This window comes from Mycobacterium angelicum, assembly GCF_002086155.1.
GTDB lineage: Bacteria > Actinomycetota > Actinomycetes > Mycobacteriales > Mycobacteriaceae > Mycobacterium > Mycobacterium angelicum.
The window spans coordinates 217,501-240,795 of the sequence record NZ_MVHE01000002.1 but is presented as its reverse complement, the minus strand read 5'-3'; the positions used below and the strand labels follow the sequence as shown (position 1 = coordinate 240,795).

Annotated in this window: 23 protein-coding genes and 1 pseudogene; 14 read left to right on the top strand and 10 right to left on the bottom strand. The window is 66.2% G+C overall.

The features are described 5' to 3' along the window. Positions 1-33: 33 nt before the first annotated feature. Positions 34-513, bottom strand: a complete 480-nt coding sequence (gene bfr, locus BST12_RS02530; RefSeq protein WP_083111420.1) for a bacterioferritin — start codon at positions 511-513, stop codon at positions 34-36. A 287-nt stretch (positions 514-800) separates the two neighbouring features. Here bfr and BST12_RS02525 point away from each other — a divergent pair, with 287 nt between their 5' ends. Further along, positions 801-983: a (2Fe-2S)-binding protein gene (locus BST12_RS02525; protein ID WP_083111419.1), complete on the top strand. Its 183-nt coding sequence runs from the start codon at positions 801-803 to the stop codon at positions 981-983. 8 nt (positions 984-991) lie between these two features. Here the strand turns inward: BST12_RS02525 and BST12_RS02520 are convergent, their stop codons facing one another. From BST12_RS02520 to BST12_RS02510, 3 genes are read right to left on the bottom strand one after another with little or no spacing between them, the layout of a single operon-like run. After that, positions 992-1,747: an enoyl-CoA hydratase/isomerase family protein gene (locus BST12_RS02520; RefSeq protein ID WP_083111418.1), complete on the bottom strand. Its 756-nt coding sequence runs from the start codon at positions 1,745-1,747 to the stop codon at positions 992-994. Positions 1,748-1,768: 21 nt separating this feature from the next. Further along, positions 1,769-2,212 carry a PPOX class F420-dependent oxidoreductase gene (locus BST12_RS02515; protein ID WP_083111417.1) on the bottom strand — a complete coding sequence of 148 codons (444 nt, stop codon included), beginning with the start codon at positions 2,210-2,212 and terminating at the stop codon, positions 1,769-1,771. 3 nt (positions 2,213-2,215) lie between these two features. Further along, positions 2,216-2,938, bottom strand: coding sequence for an EthD domain-containing protein (locus tag BST12_RS02510; RefSeq protein WP_083111416.1), 723 nt, complete (start codon positions 2,936-2,938; stop codon positions 2,216-2,218). A gap of 48 nt (positions 2,939-2,986) precedes the next feature. Between BST12_RS02510 and BST12_RS02505 the strand changes: the two genes are divergently transcribed. Further along, positions 2,987-4,234, top strand: coding sequence for an alpha-amylase family protein (locus BST12_RS02505; RefSeq protein WP_083111415.1), 1,248 nt, complete (start codon positions 2,987-2,989; stop codon positions 4,232-4,234). Here the strand turns inward: BST12_RS02505 and BST12_RS02500 are convergent. Continuing rightward, positions 4,227-4,664 carry a DUF1810 domain-containing protein gene (locus BST12_RS02500; RefSeq protein ID WP_083111414.1) on the bottom strand — a complete coding sequence of 146 codons (438 nt, stop codon included), beginning with the start codon at positions 4,662-4,664 and terminating at the stop codon, positions 4,227-4,229. The two genes, BST12_RS02505 and BST12_RS02500, sit on opposite strands and share 8 nt — an antisense overlap. Positions 4,665-4,697: 33 nt before the next feature. On the opposite strand from BST12_RS02500, the gene BST12_RS02495 reads away from it, so the two are divergent. Further along, positions 4,698-5,939, top strand: coding sequence for an alpha-hydroxy acid oxidase (locus tag BST12_RS02495; protein ID WP_083111413.1), 1,242 nt, complete (start codon positions 4,698-4,700; stop codon positions 5,937-5,939). Here BST12_RS02495 and BST12_RS02490 read toward each other — a convergent pair. Next, on the bottom strand, positions 5,917-6,195 hold the full coding sequence (locus BST12_RS02490; RefSeq protein WP_083111412.1) for a hypothetical protein: 279 nt from the start codon (positions 6,193-6,195) through the stop codon (positions 5,917-5,919). The two genes, BST12_RS02495 and BST12_RS02490, sit on opposite strands and share 23 nt — an antisense overlap. A gap of 294 nt (positions 6,196-6,489) precedes the next feature. Here BST12_RS02490 and lon point away from each other — a divergent pair, with 294 nt between their 5' ends. From lon to BST12_RS02455, 7 genes are all read left to right on the top strand, one after another. Continuing rightward, a complete protein-coding gene (gene lon / locus BST12_RS02485) occupies positions 6,490-8,805 on the top strand; it encodes an endopeptidase La (RefSeq protein WP_083111411.1) in 2,316 nt (771 codons plus the stop codon). 178 nt (positions 8,806-8,983) lie between these two features. Next, entirely contained in the window at positions 8,984-9,337 is a 354-nt protein-coding gene (locus BST12_RS02480; protein WP_245850016.1) for a hypothetical protein, read from the top strand. A gap of 73 nt (positions 9,338-9,410) precedes the next feature. Next, positions 9,411-9,800: a nitroreductase family deazaflavin-dependent oxidoreductase gene (locus tag BST12_RS02475; RefSeq protein ID WP_083111410.1), complete on the top strand. Its 390-nt coding sequence runs from the start codon at positions 9,411-9,413 to the stop codon at positions 9,798-9,800. A gap of 6 nt (positions 9,801-9,806) precedes the next feature. After that, on the top strand, positions 9,807-10,139 hold the full coding sequence (locus BST12_RS02470; RefSeq protein WP_083111409.1) for a TfoX/Sxy family protein: 333 nt from the start codon (positions 9,807-9,809) through the stop codon (positions 10,137-10,139). Positions 10,140-10,182: 43 nt separating this feature from the next. Then, positions 10,183-10,818 (top strand): HhH-GDP family DNA glycosylase, encoded by a 636-nt coding sequence (locus tag BST12_RS02465; protein ID WP_083111408.1) that lies wholly within the window; start codon positions 10,183-10,185, stop codon positions 10,816-10,818. Between the two features lie 6 nt (positions 10,819-10,824). Then, on the top strand, positions 10,825-11,550 hold the full coding sequence (locus tag BST12_RS02460) for a DUF72 domain-containing protein (RefSeq protein ID WP_083111407.1): 726 nt from the start codon (positions 10,825-10,827) through the stop codon (positions 11,548-11,550). Between the two features lie 13 nt (positions 11,551-11,563). Then, the gene (locus tag BST12_RS02455; protein ID WP_083111406.1) at positions 11,564-12,796 is read left to right on the top strand and encodes an NAD(P)/FAD-dependent oxidoreductase; all 1,233 of its coding nucleotides are present in this window, start codon (positions 11,564-11,566) and stop codon (positions 12,794-12,796) included. A gap of 3 nt (positions 12,797-12,799) precedes the next feature. Here BST12_RS02455 and BST12_RS02450 read toward each other — a convergent pair whose 3' ends face one another. The 3 genes from BST12_RS02450 to BST12_RS02440 all read right to left on the bottom strand — a co-directional run bounded on the left by BST12_RS02450 (position 12,800) and on the right by BST12_RS02440 (position 18,944). Next, on the bottom strand, positions 12,800-14,899 hold the full coding sequence (locus tag BST12_RS02450; protein ID WP_083111468.1) for an NAD-dependent epimerase/dehydratase family protein: 2,100 nt from the start codon (positions 14,897-14,899) through the stop codon (positions 12,800-12,802). Between the two features lie 121 nt (positions 14,900-15,020). Then, positions 15,021-16,511, bottom strand: coding sequence for an acetyl-CoA acetyltransferase (locus BST12_RS02445; RefSeq protein WP_083111405.1), 1,491 nt, complete (start codon positions 16,509-16,511; stop codon positions 15,021-15,023). 18 nt (positions 16,512-16,529) lie between these two features. Beyond that, positions 16,530-18,944: a CoA transferase gene (locus BST12_RS02440; RefSeq protein ID WP_083111404.1), complete on the bottom strand. Its 2,415-nt coding sequence runs from the start codon at positions 18,942-18,944 to the stop codon at positions 16,530-16,532. A 54-nt stretch (positions 18,945-18,998) separates the two neighbouring features. Here BST12_RS02440 and BST12_RS34780 point away from each other — a divergent pair. Both BST12_RS34780 and BST12_RS34565 read left to right on the top strand, forming a co-directional pair. Further along, a pseudogene (locus tag BST12_RS34780) lies at positions 18,999-19,190 on the top strand (VOC family protein); the annotation flags it as partial. Beyond that, on the top strand, positions 19,187-19,405 hold the full coding sequence (locus BST12_RS34565) for a VOC family protein (RefSeq protein WP_425437384.1): 219 nt from the start codon (positions 19,187-19,189) through the stop codon (positions 19,403-19,405). The pseudogene BST12_RS34780 and the gene BST12_RS34565, both read left to right, overlap by 4 nt. Here the strand turns inward: BST12_RS34565 and BST12_RS02430 are convergent. Further along, on the bottom strand, positions 19,402-19,908 hold the full coding sequence (locus BST12_RS02430) for a GNAT family N-acetyltransferase (RefSeq protein ID WP_083111403.1): 507 nt from the start codon (positions 19,906-19,908) through the stop codon (positions 19,402-19,404). The two genes, BST12_RS34565 and BST12_RS02430, sit on opposite strands and share 4 nt — an antisense overlap. Positions 19,909-19,967: 59 nt before the next feature. Between BST12_RS02430 and BST12_RS02425 the strand changes: the two genes are divergently transcribed. Beyond that, positions 19,968-20,819, top strand: a complete 852-nt coding sequence (locus tag BST12_RS02425; RefSeq protein ID WP_083111402.1) for an SDR family oxidoreductase — start codon at positions 19,968-19,970, stop codon at positions 20,817-20,819. Between the two features lie 12 nt (positions 20,820-20,831). Next, entirely contained in the window at positions 20,832-23,240 is a 2,409-nt protein-coding gene (locus tag BST12_RS02420; RefSeq protein WP_083111401.1) for a phosphoketolase family protein, read from the top strand. The last annotated feature ends 55 nt before the right edge of the window (positions 23,241-23,295 follow it).

Sequence of the window (23,295 nt, the reverse complement as noted above, 5' to 3'; positions counted from 1 at the left end):
GTCCGGCCGGATTTTAACTGCCGGCGGCCGGCGTCAGCTCGGCGGACGCGAGACGCACTGCGCCGAGTACAGCTCCTCGCCCAGCTTGTCCATCAGCTCCAGCTGGGTCTCCAGGTAGTCGACGTGTGATTCCTCGTCGGCCACGATCTTCTCCAGCAGGATCGCGCTGGTGCTGTCCTGCTTCTCGCGGCACATGATGATTCCCGGCTTGAGGCGCTCCAGCACCTCGTATTCGATCGCCAGATCGGCCTCGAACTGCTCGCGCAGTGTCTGGCCGATGCGTAACGAGAAGATGCGCTGGTAGTTGGGCAGCCCGTCGAGCAACAAGATGCGGTCGGTGATTGCTTCGGCGTGCCGCATTTCGTCGAAGGATTCGGCGCGGGTGTGCTCGGCCAGTTCGGTGAAGCCCCAGTTGTCCTGCATCTTGGAATGCAGAAAATACTGGTTGATTGCGGTGAGCTCGCTGGTCAGTTGTTCGTTGAGTAGGCGCAAAACGTCCGGATCACCTTGCATGAGCACTCCTACGGTGTGAAGGCTGGCACGTTAAACCGCAGCAGGTGGGCTGGGCTGGAGCACACCATGCGCAGCTGTAGCGGCACCTTTAGGTGCCGGTCTTAATCTAGTGCAGCGATTGGGCGTCAGCGCGAGTTTGTTGGGCGCTGCGGCGCGTCACGCTCTGGTGAAGGTCAGGCCCCGGGTCGTTAACTTAGGTTAGACTCCGCTAACCAACTTAGGTTAGACTCCACTAATATGCGGCCTGTGAATGTGGCGATGCGCGTGCCTGTGGTGGGAGACCACTGATGTACGTGTGCTTGTGTGTGGGCGCCACCAACCAGACCGTGTGCGATGTAGTGGCGCGGGGCGCGTCAACATCGAAGGAGATCGCCGCTGCCTGCGGGGCCGGTGGTGACTGTGGGCGCTGCCGTCGCACCCTGCGGGCCATCCTGGCGGCTTCTCAGCTCGAACCCGCTCCGGCTGGTTAGATTCCGCGTTAGCGGCGCCGTTCGCTGAATTCCGCCAACGCCGCGGCGTTGGCCTGCGCGCCCATCAACTCTGCGAAATGCGCGTTCTCCCGCGCGGTCGCGGCGGCGATCTCCGGACGGATCGGTTCGACCATCGTGTGCTTGACGGCCATCAGGCTCGAAATCGGCCGAGTGGCAAGGATTTCGGCGTGCCGGCGAGCCTCAGGCAGTAGCGTGTCGGGATCGCATACCCGCCACACCAGGCCCATCCGCAACGCTTCCTGGGCATCGACCCATTCCGAGGACATCAGCAACCAGGCCGCGTTCTGACGCCCCACCAGCTGCGGCAGCAGATACGACGATGCCGCTTCGGGCGCCACGCCCAAGCTGGTGAACGGGCATTTCAGCCGCGCGGTCGAGGACATGAACGCCAGATCGGCATAACCGAGGATGGTGGCCCCGATGCCGACCCCGACGCCGTTCACCGCGCAGATCAGCGGTTTGGGGAAACCGCTCAGCGCGTCGATGAAGCCGGGGAAGCCGTACCTGCCCGGGGTGAAGTCGGGGTCGGTGATGCGGGCCTGCATCTCGGCCAGATCGGTGCCGGCACTGAAGCCGCGGCCGGTCCCGGTGAGCAGTACCACGGCGACCTCTGGATCGCCGGCGGCATCCAACAGCGCCTCAGCGGTGGCGTCGTAGAGGGCTTCGTTGAAGGCGTTCAACGCCTCGGGCCGGTTAAGGGTGAGGGTGCGTACGCGGTTCTCGTCGTCGATCAGCAGCGTCACGGCTGCAGCCTAACCCGCTTGTCAGCCGTTGCTGTAGACGCGGGTTGGCGTGATCAGCACGACGGCACGCCGTTCGGCGGCCATCACCCGGTCGTACTCGTCCCAGTTGTCGTGCGTACCGCCCGCCGCGGTGAAAACCCTACGCAGCAACAGCCGCAACTGGTCGCCGTCGGCCAGCCAGGACTGTTCGTCGTCGGGGCCGACCAGCTCGGCGCGCCCCTCGGCCGTCGCCCATTGCCAGCCCTTGCGGAAAGTGACGGCCAGTTGGGGGCGCGCCCGCAAATTGGCGAGCTTGACCTTGCCGTAGGTGGTGAAGCCGAGGACCGGCTCTCCCCCGGCCGGGTGCGGCAACAGACCGACATTGACCAGCGACGCCTGCACGGTTCCGTCGGCGCGAACCGTGGACACCACCGCCAGGCCACTTTCGCCCGCGGCCAGCGCCACGGCGTCGTGGAGAGTTGTCATGTGCTAGTCCTCATCGGGGTCCTCGCTCGGCTGAAAAGGTGTCTTGAACACGTAGCGGCTGGTTGGGACGGTGTCGATGTTTTCGTTGGCACCGAATGCAGTTGTGCTGGCGACCATCCGGCCGAGCCGGTGCTGCAGGTCGTCGTCGTCGGCGGCACCGAAGAAGGCTTTGAGATCGGTGATCGCTTCCGCAGGAAACAACTCTTCGACGATGGCCGCGATTCCCGGCGCGCCCGCGGTGAGCGCCCGAACCACCCAATTCTGGGTGTAGCCGAACGTCGACTGCGTCTCGATGGCCACCGGGGTGTGATCACGCTGCCACCGGTCCAGCCAGGTCGACTGGTCCAGGTCCGCGGGCCGGCGCAGCAATGCGATATTGGCTAAACCCGGTGTGCGAGAACCATATTCGGGAATCGGACCGGGCAGTGGGACGGACTCGGTAACCAGGTAGGCGGCGAAGCGCTCGCATTCGGCGGCGAGCAGATCCAGCGCTGCCGTCATCGGTTCGCCATAGCATTGCTGGGTCCACAGGCTCACCACCGCGGCCACCGGCGGATCCAGGGTCGTCAACGTCATCAGGGAGTGGCGCACCGCGGCGTCGCGAACATTGACCGACAGGCCGGGGACGCTGAGCTCCAACAGGGCGTCGGCGACCGGGCCCCGCTGTCGGGCGCACCACTGGTCGTCCGGTTCGGCACGCCGCAATAGTGCGATTACCTTTTCCATAGGGGCTCCATAAGGCATGAACTTACATTCACCGGAGGTGCGCGGCGGTTGAGTCGATCATGGGTTGCGCACGTGATCTGGTGGCAGGTCTATCCCCTCGGCTTCGTCGGGGCCTTTCCCGCCGATCACCCGCCCGGTCCGGGCGAACACCGGCTGCGGCGCCTCGTCGACTGGCTGGACCACGCCATCGCGCTGGGTGCTTCGGGGATTGCGCTGGGGCCGATCTTCGCCTCGCACACACACGGTTACGACACCACCGACCACTACCGCATCGATCCGCGGCTCGGTGACGACAACGATTTCGACGAGTTCGTGAGCCAGGCGCACCGCCGGGGGCTGCGGGTCATGCTCGACGGCGTGTTCAATCACGTCGGCGTGGAGTTTGCGTGTCCGGCCGCCTGGTTTAGCGGCGACACATTCGAAGGCCACTCCGAGCTGCGTACCCTGAACCATGACAATCCCGAGGTCGTCGACTACGTCGTCGACGTCATGGCGCACTGGCTGCAGCGCGGTGCCGATGGCTGGCGGTTGGACGCGGCTTACATTGTGCCGCAACGATTCTGGTCTGCCGTGTTGCCCAGGGTGCGCGAGCGGAATCCGGATGCGTGGATCGTCGGTGAGCTCATCCACGGCGACTACGCGGCCGTGGTCGATGCGGCCGGGTTCGACTCGGCCACCCAGTATGAGCTGTGGAAGGCGATCTGGAGCAGCCTCAACGACGGCAACTTCTTCGAGCTGGACTGGGCGCTGCAACGCCACAACGAATTCCTGGGCAGCTTTGTGCCGCTGACCTTCATCGGCAACCATGACGTCACCCGGATCGCGAGCCGGCTGCAGCGGCCCGACCATCTGCCCCACGCGCTGGTGCTGCTACTGACGGTCGGCGGGGTGCCCAGCATCTACGCCGGCGACGAGTTCGGCTTTCGTGGCGTCAAAGAAGAGCGGTACGGCGGCGATGACGCGGTGCGTCCCGAATTCGCCTCTCCCCCGGTGCCATTGGATGAAACCGGCGCTCAGGTGTGGGAGTTGCACCAGTATCTGATCGGGCTGCGTCGCCGTCACCCCTGGTTGCACGAAGCATCGACCGTCGCGGTGCGGCTGGAAAATCGGCACTACGTCTACCGAACCAGTTGCGGCGATGACGCGCTGCTGGTGGCACTCAATATCGACGATGAACCGCTGCGCTTCGACACGGCGCGCGTCGAGGTGGTGGCGGGATCATCGGCCCCGCCGCAGGTGGTCGTCGACTCGGTGGTCGTCGAACCACATGGCTGGCGGATCCTGCGACCTATTTGATGGCCAGTCGGGCCACGGTTCGGCGGTCCTCGCCGCCCCCGTAGTACTTGTTCAGCACCGCGACGAAATCCTCGTTGTCGTCGGTGGCCCGGGCGAACAGTGTCATCGACGAGCACAGCTTCAGATCGTCAGGTGCGCCGAAGATCTCGTCGATCGAGCGGCCATGCACCTGGTTGACCAACTGGGCGCACTCGTGCAATCGCGGCCCCAACGCCTCATGGGCAAGGTAGGCGCGGGCCTCATCCAGGGACGAAATGCCATATTGGGCCGCCATTGGGCTGCTGCCCAGCCCGCGCAGCTGCGGGAAGACGAACCACATCCAGTGACTGCGCTTGCGTCCGGCGCGCAACTCGTCGACCACGGTGCGATAGACCGGCGCCTGCGCGTCGACGAAGCGGCGCAGTCGGAAGGGGTCGGTTGCCGAGGTCATGGGACCACATTCGCACACTGGTTAGATGAATTGGTGACGATTGAACGGCGCGTGCCCAGAATCGGTGATCTCGCGCCGCTGATCGGGTTCAAGCGGCCGGAGTTCGATCGCGTCAAACGCCGCCTGGATGCCGCGCTGACCATCGAGGATCTGCGGCGCATCGCCAAACGCCGCACCCCCAAGGCGGCCTTCGACTACACCGACGGCGCCGCAGAGTACGAACTGTCCCTGCAGCGGGCCCGACAATCCTTCCGCGACATCGAGTTTCATCCGACGATCCTGCGTGACGTCACAAATGTGTGTGCGGGGTGGAATGTGCTCGGCCAGCCGGTCGTGTTGCCGTTCGCGGTCGCGCCGACGGGATTCACCCGCTTGATGCATACCGAGGGAGAGATCGCCGGCGCCCGCGCCGCCGCCGCGGCCGGGATTCCGTTCTCGCTGTCCACCCTCGGCACCTGTTCGATCGAAGACGTCGTCACTGCTGTTCCGCAGGGCCGCAAGTGGTTTCAGCTCTACATGTGGCGGGACCGGGACCGTTCGATGGCATTGGTGCAGCGCGCGGCCGATGCCGGATTCGACACCATGCTGGTAACCGTGGACGTTCCGGTTGCCGGGTCGCGGTTGCGCGATGTCCGCAACGGGATGTCGATCCCGCCGGCGCTCACCCTGCGCACTGTGCTCGACGCGCTGCCGCGCCCGCGGTGGTGGTTCGATCTGCTGACCACCGAGCCGCTGTCGTTCGCTTCGCTGGATCGCTGGTCGGGCACCGTCGGTGAGTACTTGGACACCATGTTCGATCCCGGCGTCACCTTCGACGATCTGGCCTGGATCAAGTCGCGCTGGCCGGGCAAGCTCGTCGTCAAGGGCATTCAGACACTCGACGACGCGCGCGCCGTGGTCGACCGCGGTGTCGATGGGATCGTGTTGTCCAATCACGGTGGCCGCCAATTGGATCGGGCTCCGGTGCCTTTCCACCTGCTGCCGACGGTTGCCCGGGAACTGGGCCGCGACACCGAGATTCTGCTCGACACCGGGATCATGTCGGGCGCCGACATCGTCGCGGCGATCGCGCTGGGAGCACGCTGCACGCTGGTCGGGCGGGCCTATCTGTACGGGCTGATGGCCGGCGGCGAAGCGGGCGTCAAGCGTGCCATTGACATCCTGGAGAGCGGCGTCATCCGGACCATGGCCCTGCTCGGGGTGACCTGTCTGGAGGAGCTTTCGCCCAAGCATGTGACGCAATTGCGCCGGCTCACGCCGCTACAGCAGGAGTGAGCGCGCGGTCTTCAGGCGCGTGGCTCGCGTCGTTCAGGCCGGCCAGCGCACGCCACGCACCGACGGCGTGACCGCTGACCTCCACTAACCGGCCTATCGGGGCGTTCTCGGCAGCTATCGCGTGGGCGTTCAGGGCGTGGCCGATCACCTCATCCAGCCGCAGCATCAGGTCGGCGCCCATCACCGCGGCCGCGTCGTAGGAGGTCCGGATTGCGTACAGTCCGGCGCAACTGCGGGCCGGGTTCATCGCGTTCACGGCGCGCGCCGCAGCATCCCAGTCGGGCGGGATCCCTTGGCCAGCCTCAGCGGGTGAGTCATGCGGTAGAGCTGCATCTCTGTTAGCTCCTTTCGCTTTCCGTCGTTCAGTAAGACGGTCGCGACGCCGGTTGCGTTCATCGCTCTCCAGGTCCCGCGACTGTGACGGCTGCGTCACGTTCGGCGCCGAGTGTGACGACAGCGTCACGTTCGCCGAGGGCATAGCGGCAACCGAGCGGGAACAAACCGACCCTGCCCTGGGTTGAGCGCAGCAGACTTAACTTTGGGAGGATTGATGGCTCAAGCCATGTCATTGCCGGTGTTGTTCGCGACCGACACGATCGTGCTGCCTGAAATGGTGGTGCCCATCGAGCTCGACGACGCCGCCCGCGCTGCGGTCGACGCCGCTCAGGCCAGCGAGTCACGCCAGTTGCTGATCGCTCCGCGGCTTGCGGACCGCTACCCCACCCACGGGGTGGTGGCGAAAATCTTGCAGGTCGGCCGCATCGCCGGCGGCGGCAGCGCCGCTGTGGTTCGCGGTGAGCGGCGGGTGCAGATCGGTGCGGGCGCGACGGGCCCGGGTCCGGCGCTGTGGGTCGAGGTGACCGAAATCCCCGCGGCCGAGGTGACCGATGAAATCAAGTCGCTGGCAGCCGAATACAAGAAGTTGCTGCTGGTGATGCTGCAGCGGCGTGAGGCGTGGCAGATCATCGACTACGTCAACCAGTTGACCGACCCGTCGGCGCTGGCGGACACATCGGGGTATGCCTCCTACCTGTCCGATGTGCAGAAGCGCCAACTGCTGGAGACCGATGACGTTGCCGAGCGGCTGCGGGTGCTGATCGACTGGACCAGCGAGCATCTGGCCGAAGTCGAGGTCAACGACAAGATCGCCGAGGACGTGCGCGAAGGCATGGAGAAGACGCAGAAGGAATTCCTGCTGCGTCAACAACTGGCCGCCATCCGCAAGGAACTGGGCGAGGGTGAGCCCGACGGTTCTGACGACTACCGGGCCCGTGTCGAGGCCGCCGAATTGCCCGAGAAAGTCCGCGAGGCCGCGCTGCGCGAGGTCGGCAAGCTGGAACGGGCCAGCGACCAAAGCCCGGAAAGCGGCTGGATTCGTACCTGGTTGGATACCGTGCTCGACCTGCCCTGGAACGAGCGGACCGAGGATTCGACGGACCTGACCGCGGCGCGGGCAATTCTGGATGCCGACCACCACGGGCTGGACGAAGTCAAGGACCGCATCGTCGAATACCTGGCGGTACGCACCCGCCGCGCTCAGCGCGGGCTTCAGGTTGTCGGCGGCCGCGGCTCCGGGGCCGTCATGGTCCTGGCCGGTCCGCCCGGCGTCGGCAAGACGTCATTGGGTGAGAGCGTGGCCAGGGCACTGGGCCGCAAGTTCGTGCGCGTCGCGCTGGGCGGTGTGCGCGACGAGGCCGAGGTCCGCGGACACCGGCGCACCTACGTCGGCGCGCTGCCGGGCCGCATCGTGCGCGCGATCGGTGAAGCGGGGTCGATGAATCCCGTTGTGCTGCTTGATGAAATCGACAAGGTCGGTTCGGACTACCGCGGGGACCCGAGCGCGGCGCTGCTTGAGGTGCTCGACCCCGCGCAGAACCACACCTTCCGCGACCACTACCTGGATCTGGACCTGGACCTGTCCGATGTGGTGTTTCTGGCCACGGCCAACGTGATCGAGAACATCCCGTCGGCGTTGCTGGACCGCATGGAGCTGGTCCAGATCGACGGCTACACCGAGGACGACAAGGTTGCCATCGCCCGCGACTACCTGCTGCCCCGGCAGCGGGAACGGGCTGCGCTGACCGAGGACGAGGTCACGGTCACCGACGCGGCGCTGCGCAAGATCGCCGCCGACTACACCCGCGAACCGGGCGTGCGACAGTTCGAGCGATTGCTGGCCAAGGCGCTGCGCAAGGTGACCACCAAGATCGCAGATTCGTCGATCACGATCGACGAGCCCGATCTTGTTGGCTACTTGGGTCGTCCGCGGTTCACCCCGGAGTCCGCCGAACGCACCGCGGTGCCCGGCGTGGCCACCGGTCTTGCCGTCACCGGCCTAGGTGGCGACGTGCTCTACATCGAAGCCGGTGCTACCGACGGCGAAGCCGGCTTGCAACTGACCGGCCAACTCGGTGAGGTGATGAAGGAGTCGGCGCAGATCGCGCTGTCCTATGTGCGTTCGCACGCAGCCGAACTCGGTGTCGACCCGACGGTGCTGGACCGGCGCATCCACGTGCACGTGCCCGCGGGAGCCGTTCCCAAGGACGGCCCGTCGGCCGGTGTCACAATGGTGACCGCCCTGGTCTCGATGGCGACCGGACGCCAGGTTCGCTCCGATGTCGGCATGACTGGCGAGGTCACGCTGAATGGCCGGGTATTGCCGATCGGCGGCGTGAAGCAAAAGCTGCTGGCCGCCCAACGTGCTGGATTGTCAACGGTTTTCATTCCGGCGCGCAACGAGCCGGATCTGGATGACGTGCCCGCCGAAGTGCTCGACACGCTCACGGTGAAGCCGATGACCGACGTCGCCGAGATCGTCGCGCAGGCGCTCGAACCTGTGGCTGTCACGGCAACCGCGGCCGCCTGACAGGACTGCCATACAGGCCCATAACGCCGCGGAGCGATCGCTCCAATTGCGTTAGGCTTTTTCAAGCGATCAACAGCTGAGTTGACGTAGCCGTGTTTTGGCTTTCGCCGCCGGGGTAACCGGGGTGATCGGGGGGTTTTCCGTACGAACAGCCACGCTGCTCGAAAAGGAGTTCACCATGAAATTGAAGAAATTCGCGGCCAGCGCCGCGATCGCCGGGGGGTTGGCGTCCGGAGCGCTCGCGTTGGGTGCCGGGTTCGCACAAGCCGACCCCAATGACCCGGTTCCGCCGCCCGCACCGATTTGCACGGGCGGCCCGGGGGTCAACTGCAATGGGCCGGGCACTCCGCTACCGCCCGGACAGCGTGGCGCTCCCCCGCCGGGGCACTACAACGACCCGGTCGGATATGGGCTGCCCGCCACCTGGATGCCGCCCAATTCGGTGGTGGCCTACCCGGTCGTCTGGAACCCGCAGGTCTCAGCCTGGGGCGTCTTCGTGCCCGGCGGTCCGTTCGTTCCGTACGCGACCTAGCAGGTAGCCGGATAGGCGCCGTCACCGCGTGGCGGCGTCTATCTTTGTCGGGCTCGACGGGCAGAATCGGAATATGACCGACCTTCGAGACCTGAAACGAGCTTTCGTCCATCGCGTCCAACGGCTGGTGGCCAATCCGCTCGGGCGGCAGTTGCCGGGGACTCTGCTGGAAACGACCGGGCGTAAGTCAGGTCAACCGCGGCGCACCGCGGTCGGCGGCAAGGTCATCGACAACCAGTTCTGGATGGTCTCCGAACACGGCGACCATTCGGATTACGTCTACAACATCAAGGCCAACCCGGCGGTACGCGTGCGCGTCGGTGGCACCTGGCGCAGCGGCACCGCGCACTTGTTGCCCGACGACGATCCATGGCAGCGGTTGCGCAGCCTGCCCCGCTTCAACGGCGTCGGCGTCCGGACCATGGGCACCGACCTGCTCACCATCCGCGTCGATCTGGACTGACACCGCATGGCTTACGACACCGATCTGGTCGAGCGGATCCGCGAGCTGCTGGCGTCGCAGACCGGGGTCGACGAAAAGCGGATGCTCGGCGGGCTCGCGTTCCTTATCGGCGGGCACCTGGCCGTGGCCGCCAGCGGCCAGGGCGGACTTCTGGTGCGGGTGCCGCCCGAGGACACCGACAGGCTGCTGGGCCGGGCCCACGTCAGCCCAATGGTGATGGCCGGCCGGGAAACGCGCGGGTGGTTGCGCATCGCCGCCGAGGGAGTGAGAACCAAACGGCAGCTCGAGGGGTGGGTGGCATGCGCCGCGAAGTACGTCGTCAGCCTGCCCGCCAAATGAGGTCGTCCGGTTTGTGACCGGGCGCTGCGGGTACGCGGCGCTCATGGACAAGCCCGAGCGACAAGTGCGACGACTGCTCGATATCGCCGGTACTACATATGCCGTTGAGGCGGGGATCCGGCTGAAAGACACGCCCATGCCGTTGTTTCAGCTGTTGGCGCTGTGCATGCTGGCCAGCAAACCCATCGACGCCGCGATCGCCACGCGTGCGGCACGAGAGCTGTTCCAGGCGGGGCTGAGCACACCCAAAGCCGTGCTGGAATCCGACCGCCGCACCATGATCGATGCATTTGGCCGCGCTCACTACGTGCGCTACGACGAAAGCTCGGCCACCCGGCTCACTGACATCGCCGCTTCGGTGCGCGACGAGTTCGGCGCAGACCTGCGCGAAGTCGCTCGGCGTAGCGACCGCGATCCGAAGCAGGCCGTTCGAATCCTCAAGCAGTTCAAGGGAATTGGCGACACCGGTGCCGATATATTTCTGCGCGAGGTGCAGGACGTGTGGCCGTGGGTGCGCCCGCATTTCGACGGCCGGGCCACCGCTGCGGCGAAGCAGTTGGGCCTGCCGACCGACCCGGCCAAGCTTTCTGCCCTGGCGCCGCGGACCAATGCTCGCCTGGCCGCCGCGCTGGTGCGTGCGTCGCTGGACGACGACGTGCGCCGGCAGCTGACCGGTTGAGCGACGATGGCAGTTCGGATTGGAACGTCGGGATGGTCCTACAACCACTGGGCCGACGTGCTCTACCCGCCGGGGCTGCCGGCCGCACGCCGGCTACTGCGCTACATCGAGGTGTTCGACACCGTCGAGTTGAACGCCAGCTTCTATCGCTGGCCCCGGGATTCGACGTTCGTCGGTTGGCGCAACCAGTTGCCAGACGGGTTCACCATGTCGGTCAAGGCGCATCGCGGACTCACCCACTATCGAAGGCTGGCATCACCCGAACCGTGGATCGAACGATTCGCACAGTGCTGGCAGCTGTTGGGTGATCGGCACGGGATGTTGCTGGTGCAGCTGCATCCCGAGCAGCAGCGCGATGACGCCCGGTTGGATTCCTTCCTGCGCGGCGTACCGGCTGCCATCCGGGTAGCCGTGGAGCTTCGGCACCCGTCCTGGAACGCCCCTGCGGTATACACGCTGCTGGAAAATCACCGGGCCGCGTACGTCGTGATGAGCGGCGCAGGTCTGGTATGTGTGCCGTGCGCCACCACCGACCAGGTGTATGTGCGCATGCACGGACCCGAGCCGGCGACGATGTACACCGGTTCGTACACGTCTGATGACCTGCGGTGGTGGGCCGAACGCATCACCGGGTGGGACGGCGAAGGCCGCGATGTGTGGGTGTACTTCAACAACGACCTGGGCGGCCACGCTGTGCGTAATGCGTTGTCATTGCGCGAACTTGTGAGGTAAGTAGGGTGGGATTATGAGTAGCTCCACAACATTCGTCATCGTCGGCGGCGGACTTGCCGGGGCCAAAGCCGTAGAAGCGCTGCGGGACAACAACTTCGACGGTCAGGTTGTTCTCGTCGCCGACGAGGAATACCTGCCTTACGAACGCCCGCCGCTGTCCAAGGAATATCTGGCCGGTAAGAAGACCCTGGCCGATTTCACCGTGCGTGACTCCGACTGGTACCGCGTCCACGATGTCGACCTGAGATTGAGCACGCGTGCGACGTCGGTGGATCCCGCGGCGCACACCGTCGGGCTGGCCGACGACAGCACGCTGCGCTACGACAAGCTACTGCTGGCCACCGGGTCGGCCTCGCGCCGCCCGTCGATCCCCGGATCCGACGCGTCAGGTGTCCACTACCTGCGCCACTATGACGACGCGGCGGCACTGAATTCCGTTCTGGCCGAAGGCTCTTCGCTGGCGGTGGTAGGCGCCGGCTGGATCGGCCTGGAGGTGGCCGCCGGTGCCCGTCAGCGGGGCGTGAATGTGACCGTCGTGGAGGCCGCCCCACAACCGCTGCTGGCCGCGCTCGGTGAGCAGGTCGGCGAAATCTTCGCCACTCTGCATCGCGAGCACGGTGTGGACTTGCGGCTGGGGGCCCAGGTCGAGGAGATCTCTACCCAGAGCGGCAAGGCGACCGGGCTGCGGCTAGCCGACGGCTCGCAGATCGGTGCCGATGCGGTGCTGGTGGCCGTCGGCGCCAAGCCGAATGTCGAACTGGCCGAACGCGCCGGCCTGTCGTTGGGCGAAGGCGGTGTACTCGTCGACGCGTCGTTGCGTACCAGCGACCCCGATATCTATGCGGTCGGCGACATCGCTGCCGCGCGGCATCCGCTGTTCGGCACCCGGATCCGTACCGAACACTGGGCCAATGCGCTCAAGCAACCAGCGGTGGCGGTGGCCGGGATGCTGGGCACGCCAGGGGAATACGGCGAACTGCCGTACTTCTTCACCGACCAGTACGACCTCGGGATGGAATATGCCGGGTATGCGCCCAGCTTCGACCGGGTGGTATTCCGCGGTGATGTCGCCAAGCGCGAGTTCGTTGCCTTCTGGCTCGACGGCGATAGCCGGGTGCTGGCCGGGATGAACGTGAACATCTGGGATGTGCTCGACGACGTCAAAGCCCTGATCCGGACGAGGGCATCCGTCGACGCCGAGCGGTTGGCCGATCCGCAGGCGCCGCTTTCGGAATTGATGGATTGACCGCTAGGCGGAGGGATCCCAGGTGTGGTCGATGATGTCGGGCGGGTGCTGCGCCTGCAGGCGCTCCCGCTCGGTGCGGCGGCGCTTGATTCGCAGCCGGGCGTCGGCCGGTACCGTGACGAGTTCATCGCAGGTCAGGTAGTACACATCGTCGACCGCGTCGATCAGGTCTGCCGCAACATGTCGAGACCCCAACTCGCGCAATGTCTTTCGGAGCTCATGAGTGAACCGGATGGTGGTGTCGTGGGCAAGTTCCCGGGAATTTCGGGCGTTGGTCGCCATTCGCTGGGACAACTTTGCCGGCGGCGCCGGCGCCGGCGGTGCGGCGGCGGCTTCGGCGGCCGTGATCAGTAGCAGCGCCGGGTCGTCGCCGAAAGTCGGATTCGCCAGCTCGGCTTCGCCGCGGCCACGGTGTCCGAGCTGAGCGACGGCGGCATCGAGTGCCGCGGCGGCGGCCGGTGACAACGCCCGGATGCTGGCGACATTGCCTTCTCCGCCCAACGTGCACAACAGCGGGTCGGCGCGCAATGCCGCTGCCAGCGCCGCGGTCTGGTCCGCGATGCGACCGCTTTCCATGATCACACCGACTCCGGATACGCCGGCTGCGGCGCGGGTGTGCTCCAGCGTTGCCGCGGTGACGCCGGTGTCGATCACCCACAGCGCCGTCAGGATCCAGCCCTGGTGAATTCGGTCCCGTAGCAGTCGTATTCGTACTTCGAGGCCGGCGTTGGGTAGCGAGGTGAGCTGTTCGGCACCCAGCTGCTCGGCCGTGGCCGCGGCAACGTAATCCTGGGTATCGGAGCGCAGATGGCGCAGCAGCGCCAGCGACCGGGCTGTCACGACGACCTTGGCCACCGATCCGAGCGCCCCGTCCGCCAGGTGCGGTCGACCCAGCGGCAGCAGATCCGTGGTTTGCGGTTGCGCGCCCAGGGAGCGCTGCGTGACAGCCTGCTCGTCCCAGCCGGGCAGTTGGGCCGCCGCGACGATGTTGGCCGACACCCCGACGTAGGGGCGGTGACCGAACACCGCGATGGCTCTGCTGGCCCACTCGTCGGCAACCACGTCGCCAAGGGCAAGCACCTGACCCATGGCCCGGCCGGCCGCACGCAGCCCGCCCAATTGGACGTCCAGTGTGATCGGAGTGAGCGGTCCCGGTAGCGCTTCGGCAAGGCTGGCCGCGCTGAAGACCGGGAACCGCGGATCGATCCGGTCGTCGAATTCACCCTCGAGGCCGTCGGGTGCCGCACTGCTCAGCGGCGCACCGTCGGACGGCGCGAAGCGCGGAACGGCCTCCACTGGAAGCGCCAGCTGGCCTGACCCGGCGATCGCGCCCGCCGGTTCGAGCTTGCGCCCGACCAGGCCCCGGCCGGTGTCGATAATCGCGTCCAACGCCTGCCAGCCGTACTCAAAGCCCCAAACCTCTTGGGCAGCAGTGATATCCAGCTGAGGAATCAGCTTCGTCCAGCCGCGGGCGCCGTGCAGCCGCAGGCGCGGGTCCACCGATCGCAGCAACCGCCACGCGGTGACCACATTTGTAGTGTCCGGGGTGGCCAGATCCACTACTCCGGTGCGGTCGGTGCTCACCGCCAAAACCAGGAAGCGCACCAGGTCATCGAGGTGCAACACGCGCATGGGCTGTGCTGAGACTTTGTTGCGCATCAGCGTGGCCACCGTGCGGCACACCATCCAGTCGAGCTGGCGGCCGACCGGCGGGGCGATGCGCACGATCAATCCGGGCGCCCATCCGGTGGACACCAGCGTCTCGGCCTGCCGGTACAGATCCGGCCGGCCCGCGGCCTGGGATACGAACAGCAGACGGGCGCCGGCCCGGGCGGCGGCGTTGGCCACATGGGCCACGCCGTTGATGCCGGCGCCGCCCGGTGCGTTGCCGTCGAGTGGCGCCAGATGGATCACCGCATCGGCCTCGGCGGCTAACTCGAGCAGCACCGGGTCGCGCAGCGACGCGCAAACAAAATCAACCCCTGCGTCCAGGTTGTCGTGCCTGCGCTGGGCTATCCCGCTGACCGTATGACCGGCCGCGATCAATTGGCGTGTGACCAACCGCCCGACAGTGCCGGTGGCGTCGGTAACCAGGACCTGCAGTTGGCTCACCTCCCCCAACGTCTTCTTACGACAATAGGCACGTAGGTGTTGCTCCGCGACTGTTGACGCTTGAACGTGACCTTAACCGTGATCTTGCCGCAGGGTTTCCCCGCGGCCGTGGTTACGGCAGCACCGCGGTGCCGTCGGCGGCGACGGCAACCTTTGTACCGGCGATGTCGTCGGTGACCGTAGCCGCGGCCGAGGCGGGGTCGGTGATCACCGCCAGCGCGCGGGAACCGTCCGGCGTGCGGACGGCCAGGAACGCCTTCTCGGGCTGGCCGTCCCGATTGAACGGCGTAGTCCACGCTTCGACGGTGCCCATGCCGTCCCAATCGAGAACGCTCTGCGTCGTGGGCTCACGGTCGACCGCCGGTTGGACATCTTCCCAGCGGAATTCGCAGTCTCTGGCCGGTTCGGTGCTGTAGACGCCGAAGCTGTGTTTGGTCAGGTAGCCGCCGTTAGCGGTGATCAGGCCCCGCCGCCCGGGGTTGGCGGCCAGCAGTTCGGCCATGGTGGCGATGGAGTGCGTGACGTAGTTGCTCCACGGCCCGCCGGCGAAGGTCAGCCCGCCGGTGACGGTCAAGGGGCGGTGGGGATCGTCGGTGGCCAGGCCGAGCTCGCCCGCGGCGACCTGGACCGCAGACGGGAAGCACGAGTACAGGTCGACGTAGTCGACGTCGTCGATACCCAGGCCGGCCAATGCCAGCGCGCGAGCACCGCCGATGCGAATGGCCGCGGAGCGATGCAGCTCGGCGCGCTCGGCGATGGCAGGGGTGTCGTGTGCGTCGGTGCCGGCCAGTGGGTACACCCACCGCTCGGCGGGGACCTTCAAACGGGTGGCCTGCTCGACGGAAGTCAGGACCAGCGCGGCACCCTGGTCGACCATGTTGTTGGAGTTCATCAGCTTGGTGTACGGCCAGCTGATCATCCGGTTCTGCGGCCCGGGTTGCCAGATCTCCGCGGCGGTCAGCGGCTTACGGATCCACGCGTTCGGATTGTTGACCGCCACGGCGTTGAAGCGTGCCCACAGCTCACCCACGCGCTTGCCGTGGTCCTCGATCGCCTCGCCGTTGGCGATTCGCAGCGCCTGCTCGAACAGCGGATACACGTAGGCGGGGCGGTCCAGTTTTATCTTGAGTTCGGCGTCACCGGCCATCGGCACGTCGTCACCGGCAACCTCGGGCAGCGGCACGGAATCGTCCTGCTCGGTCCACACCAGCCGGGCGCCCATCTTCTTCAGCCCGGTCCGGGTGCGCCAGGTTTCAGCGCCCGAGATCAGCACCACACCGGCTCGCCCCTGCTGGATGTCCAAGCACGCCTGGTTGACCAGCGACTGTGGGGTGTTGCCGCCGACACTGCTGTAGCTGGCGATGAAACTCTTGACGTTGAGGCGCTGGCCGAGCAGGTATCCGGGGTTTCGGTAGTGCGCCGAGAGCATGTGCACCACGCGGATGGAGTCCACCGCCTCCAGCACCTGCGGCCCAGCGGCTTGCTGAGCTGCGGCGACCATGAGGTCGACCGGTTCGACGGACGCAGTTGCGGGTTTGATCTCGTCGCGATGGTTGACCTGGCCGTAGCCGATCAGCACCGGTGTCCTGGGGTCTACGGGCATGGCTTTAACATAGCGTGCCTATGGATTGGGCCGGGTGCTGCCCGTGGAGGGTGAGCTGAACAGCACGCGGCTGCTGATCAGCCGCTCGATTTGTTCGGCGCTCATCCCCAGCAGCGTGCGGCAGATATCGCGGGTGTCCTGACCGGGCAGCGGCGCCGGACGTACCGGTGCCGGCGGGATATGGCGAAACGGGGCCGGCCTCGTCTCGGCCGGCAGTGCGTGGTCGATGAGCGGATGTGTCATGTCGCGCAACACTTTTCGTGTGGTCAGCTGCGGGTCGGCGAGGATGTCTGGCGGACGGTTCATTGGTCCGGCGGGTACTCCGGGCGCCTGCATAGCCTCGGCGACCTGGACCGGGGTGCGGGTGCGGGTCCACGCCGAGAGCAGCGCAACCAACTCTCCGCGGTTGGCCATCCGCGCTGCACCATTGCTGAAACGCGGGTCGTCGGCCAGCGTGGGGCGATTGAGAACCGTTGTCGCGCAACGCCAGTCGCCGTCGGACCGGATGGAGATGACGCACCATTCGTCATCGCCGGCGCACGGGTAGACGGCGTGCACGCTGGTGTCGTCGCGAACTTCGGCGACCCCGGCCGCCATCGCGGCCTCGGTGACGAACAGGGTGTCCAGCTGATTGACGACGACCTCGGCCTGTGACACGTGCACGTTGGCCCCGGCGCCGGTTCGGTCGCGGTGGATCAGTGCCGCCAGCGCGCCGATAGCGGTGATCCGCCCGACGACGTGGTCGGGAAAGATCGTCGTGGCGTCGTAGAAGGCGTGCCTGGCGTTCTCCGGCGGCGCTTCCTCGGAGGTCCACCGCCGGGTGACGCCGGTGGTGGCGCGGACCAACGGACCGTAGCCCAGTCGGTTGGTCCACGGACCGCGGTGTCCGAACGCGCTGCTGCCCGCCAGTACGATGCGCGGATTGAGGGCATGCAGCGCGTCGTAGGAAAACCCAAGTTTGGCAAGGGTTCCCGGCTTGAAATTGATCAAGACCGCGTCGGCCTCGGCGACCAGCCGGCCGAAGATCTCCTTGCCCCGATCGCTGCGCAGATCCAAACCCAAGCCGAGGTGATTGCGGTGGGTACGGGCGAATGAGTCGCTCATCGCATCGCCGATGCGGGCCTGGCGCAATCCGTCGGGATACTCGGCGCTTTCGATCTTGATGATCTCGGCGCCCATGTCGCCGAACAATCGGCCCACCTCGCCTCCGGCGATGATGATGCCCAGGTCCAGGATTCGCAGCCCGGCAAACGGATAGCCGTCGACCCTGCCCGAGGGTGGGGGCACCGGCGCCGGCCCGGCACGCCACTGCGGGTCGTCATGGCCGGCCGCGGGGGCTGGCGTGCGCAAGCCCGAGTGCCGTCCGTCGACGACGAAATATCCTGTCGGCACGGTGGTGTGCACGCCGGGGGCCAGTTCGGCATCGGTAGTGGCGCCCACCGCCTGGAAGTGCTCGGAAGCCAGAATCCGGGCCGGCGTCAGTACCGCGGCGATCGGGACTCCATGGGCCTGCCCGGCAGCCACCAACTCCTTCATCGTCTGGCCGGCAAACAACGCCTCGACCAGCACACTGATCTGCGGCCATGCGGCCAGCCGGGCGCCGATCAGATCGTAATCGGGGTCCTGGAACTGTTCTGGCTCCCCCAGCCAGCGGCGCAGGCCGCGCCACTGGCGCGGTGCCATCACGCATAACCGGACGTAGCCGTCCCGGCAGGCGTATATGGGGTACGCGTCCTGATTCTGCGGACGTCCACGCCACGGCGTGGTGCTCGTGACGCCGGCCGCGACCTGTCCGTGCGACCCGAACGGTGGATCAAGTGCCATCACCACCGCGTCGAAACGCGAAAAGTCAATGTAATCGCCTGTGCCGCAACGTAATCTGTTGTAGTAGGCGACCAACACGGCCCAGGTGGCCTGGGCGGCCGCGGTTGCCGACGCGATGCCGTCGGGCGGCAGCACCGGGGTGCCGTGGGTGGGACCGGAGCGCGCCAGCGAGCCGGACATCGCGTACAGGACGGCATCGGTGGCTCGCCAAGTGGACCGCGGACCGGTTGTGCCGAAGTCGGTCACCGACAGCACCACGAGGTGGTCATAGCGATCGGCCAGCGCGGCACACGATGTTCCAAATGTCGCGGCTTGTCCCGGAAGTCCGCTGTCGACAACGATATCCGCGGTTTGGGCCAGGCTGAGGAACCGGCGGCGGTCCTCTTCGTCGTGCGGGTCGAGCACCGCGCTGCGCTTGTTGGCGTTGTGCACGGCGAACGAGACGCTGGCGCCGGCCAACGTCGGCGCCGCCGCACGTGTGGCGCTACCCCCGGGAGGTTCCACCTTGAGGACGTCAGCCCCCAGGTCGGCAAGCACGCGGGTTACCGCTGCGGCATCGCCGTCGGCCAAGTCCAGCACGCGCACCGCGTCCAGCAACCTGTCCGTCACCTTGCATACCGTAGGCTGCGACGAGCAGGTTTTGGCAGGCACCCGGGGGTCCTATTGGCAACGCTGCAGAAAATCACGACCTTTTTGATGTTCGAGGGCAAAGCCGAAGCGGCGATGCGGTTTTACACATCGCTGTTCGCCGATTCCGGGATTCAGACGATGACGCGGTATGGCCCGGGTGAGGCAGGGCGGGAGGGGACGGTCCAACACGCCACGTTCGCACTGGCGGGCCAGCAGTTCATGTGCATCGACAGCCCTGCCTCCCACCCTTCACGTTCACACCGTCGATGTCGCTGTACGTGCAGTGCGATTCAGACGATGAGATCGAGCGGCTGTATCGCGCTTTGGCTGAGGGTGGGCAAGTCTTGATGCCATTGAGTGCGTATGACTTCAGTCCCAAATTCGGTTGGGTTAACGACACTTTCGGCGTCTCGTGGCAGTTGACGTTGGCCGAAGGTTAGACAGGCGTAACCCGATAACGCACTTCGGACACCGTGGAACTTCCGTACGTCGCCGTGCGGTGCGTCCCGTCGAACGTCCAGCCGTCGCGTTCGTAGAACCGCCGAGCGCGCACATTTCCCTGCAGCACCCATAGCGACGCGTGCGTGACCACACGGCGCAGCCGGTCGCGCGCCGCTGCCATGAGCAGCCGGCCAACTCCGGTGCGCACATGTTCGGGATCGACGTAAAAGGCAAACAGCTCACCGAAATTCGCCAGGTCCTCGTCTCGGCAAAGGCCGGTGGTCGCCAAACCGCAGATCGCCGATCCGTCGACGGCGACCAGGGTGGAGGGTAGGCCAATCCCAATGCGGCCGAACGTGTATCGGCGCGCCCAGCCTTCGGGCGTGAGGCCGTCGAGGTAGTTCTGATCGATGAGCCCGCGGTAGGCCGACTGCCACGATCGGACCTGCACCCGGGCCACGCCAAGCCCGTCCTGTTCGACGGCCATGCGCACCTGCACCACCCACGCAGTATCCCCGGTCGTTGTTGCGCGGGCTCGAGGTTGGATGGTGTGCTTGCGCAATGGCAGACACGGCATCCATCGGCGTCAAAGTTCGGGGCAAGGTAATCGTCATCACCGGCGGTGCCCGGGGTATCGGATTGGCCACTGCGACCGCACTGCACAACCTGGGCGCCAAGGTGGCCATCGGCGACATCGACGAGGCTAAGGTCAAGGAGTCGGGCGCCGACCTCGGCCTGGATGTGTACGGCAAACTCGATGTCACCGATAAGAATTCGTTTTCCGATTTCCTCGATCAAGTAGAGCGCCAACTCGGACCAATCGACGTCCTGGTCAACAACGCGGGCATCATGCCGGTCGGCCGGATCATCGACGAACCGGACAGCGTCACGCGGCGCATCCTGGACATCAATGTCTACGGCGTGATCCTGGGCAGCAAACTGGCCGTAGCCCGCATGGTCCCCCGCGGCAAGGGCCAGGTCATCAACGTCGCCTCGCTTGCCGGCGAACTCCACCTCGTCGGCCTGGCGACCTACTGTGCGAGCAAACACGCGGTGATCGCGTTCACTGATTCGGCCCGGCTTGAATACCGCGGGGCCGGCGTGAAGTTCTCGATGGTGTTGCCGACGTTCGTCAACACCGAACTGACCTCCGGCACCGTAGGAGCCAAGGGGTTCAAGAACGCCGAACCCACCGACATTGCGGATGCGATCGTCGGGCTGGTGGCTCGTCCCAGGCCGCGGGTGCGGGTGACCAAGGCGGCTGGAGCCATGGTGGTTTCCCAGAAGTTCATGCCCCGCCCGTTTGCCGAGGGCCTGAACCGGATACTCGGCGGCGAACATGTTTTCACCGATGACGTCGATGTCGCCAAGCGCAGTGCGTATGAGGCGCGGGCGCGCGGCGAAGAGGAGTAGGCGCCGTACCTGATGAGCTCAGAAACTACGACATCGACTGTAAATCAAGGCATTTCGAAGATTTTGTCCGACGAGGAGCTGGGCCTTGTCGACGCCTACTGGCGCGCGGCCAACTACCTTTCGGTCGGCCAGATCTACCTACTGGATAATCCGCTGCTGGCCCAGCCGCTGGCGGCCGAACACGTCAAGCCCAGGCTGCTCGGGCACTGGGGCACCACGCCGGGTCTCAACCTCATCTATGTCCACCTCAACCGCATCATTCGGCAGCGCGACGCCAACGTCATCTACGTCACCGGGCCCGGGCACGGCGGCCCCGGGCTGGTCGCCAACGCCTACCTCGAGGGGACCTACAGCGAGGTGTACACCGGCATCGAGGAGAACACCGAAGGGTTGCGCAAGCTGTTCCGGCAGTTTTCCTTCCCGGGCGGCATACCCAGCCACGTCGCCGCTCAGACGCCCGGCTCGATCCATGAGGGCGGCGAACTCGGCTACGCGCTGGTGCATGCCTTCGGCGCCGCGTTCGACAACCCCGATCTTGTGGTGGCCTGCGTCGTCGGCGACGGCGAAGCCGAGACCGGACCCCTGTCCGCCAGCTGGCATTCGAACAAGTTCCTCAACCCGGTGACCGACGGAGCGGTACTGCCGATCCTGCACCTCAACGGCTATAAGATCGCCAACCCGACGGTGCTGGCCCGCATCCCGGACACCGAACTCGAATCGTTGTTGCGCGGTTATGGGTACCGGCCGATCGTCGTGACCGGCGACGAGCCGACCGACGTACACCAACAGTTGGCGGCCGCCCTTGACGACGCGTTCGACGACATTGCGGCAATTCAGCGGGCCGCACGCAGCGGCGAGCAGACGCAGCGGCCGGTGTGGCCGATGATCGTGCTGCGTACGCCCAAGGGCTGGACGGGGCCGAAGGTCGTGGACGGCAATCGCGTGGAAGGTACCTGGCGCTCCCATCAGGTGCCGCTGGCCGCGACACACGAGAACCCGGAGCATCGCGCGCAGCTGGAGACGTGGCTACGCAGTTATCGGCCTGAGGAGTTGTTCGACGAGCAGGGCGCGCTGCGCTCGGATTTGAAGGCGGCCGCGCCGAGAGGTGATCGGCGGATGAGCGCCAATCCGCACGCCAACGGCGGCACGCTGCTGCATGACCTCGACCTTCCAGACTTCCGCGACTACGCGGTTCGGGTCGAACGCCCAGCTGCCGAGACGCACGAGGCCACTCGGGTGCTGGGCACTTTCCTGCGGGATGTGATTGTCCGCAACCCCGACCGCTTCCGGCTGATGGGACCCGACGAGACCGCCTCCAACCGGTTGAGCCCCGTTTTCGAGTCGACGGACAAGGTGTGGCTGTCGCGGACCGAGCCCGATGACGACCACCTGGCCCCGGACGGCCGGGTAATGGAAGTGTTGTCCGAGCATTTGTGCCAGGGCTGGCTGGAGGGGTACCTACTGACCGGGCGCCATGGTCTGTTCAACTGCTACGAGGCCTTCGTCCACATTGTCGACTCAATGCTCAACCAGCACGCGAAATGGCTGGCTACCAGCCGCGACTTGCCCTGGCGGCGGCCGATCGCGTCGTTGACCTACCTGCTGAGCTCCCACGTGTGGCGCCAGGACCACAATGGCGCATCGCATCAGGACCCGGGGTTCATTGATCTGGTTGCCAACAAGCGCGCCGAGATCGTGCGGGTTTACCTGCCGCCGGATGGGAACACACTGTTGTCGGTGGCCGATCACTGCCTGCGCAGCCGCGACTGCATCAACGTCATCGTCGCCGGCAAGCAGCCCGCACTGGCCTATCTCGGGATCGAGGACGCGATCGCGCACTGCACTCGCGGGCTGGGGATTTGGCCCTGGGCGAGCACCGCTACCGGTGAGCCGGACGTGGTGCTCGCATGTGCCGGAGACATCCCCACCCAAGAGACGTTGGCCGCCGCCGACATCCTGCGCCGTGAACTGCCCGATTTGGCCGTCCGGGTGATCAATGTGGTGGACCTGATGCGCCTGCAGCCGCCCTCGGAGCATCCGCATGGCTTGCCGGACAACGAGTTTGACGCTTTGTTCACCCGCGACAAGCCGGTCATCTTCGCCTACCACGGATACCCGTGGCTGATTCACCGGCTCAGCTACCGTCGCACCTGCCATGCGGGGATGCATGTGCGCGGGTTCAAGGAGCGCGGCACCACCACAACGCCGTTCGACATGGTGATGCTCAATGACCTCGACCGGTTCCATCTGGTGATGGACGTGATCGACCGGGTCGAGGGGCTGGCGTCGCGGGCTGCCGTGCTACGTCAGCGGATGGCCGACGCTCGCCTCGAGGCGCGTCGCTATACCCGGGAGTACGGCGAGGACGACCCGAAGATCAGCGGGTGGGCCTGGGAGGCGAACGAGCGGAGCGAGCGTTAGTGAGTGACGGGAGTGAGCCGACCCGTTGGGCCTGGGAGGCGAACGCGCAGAGCGA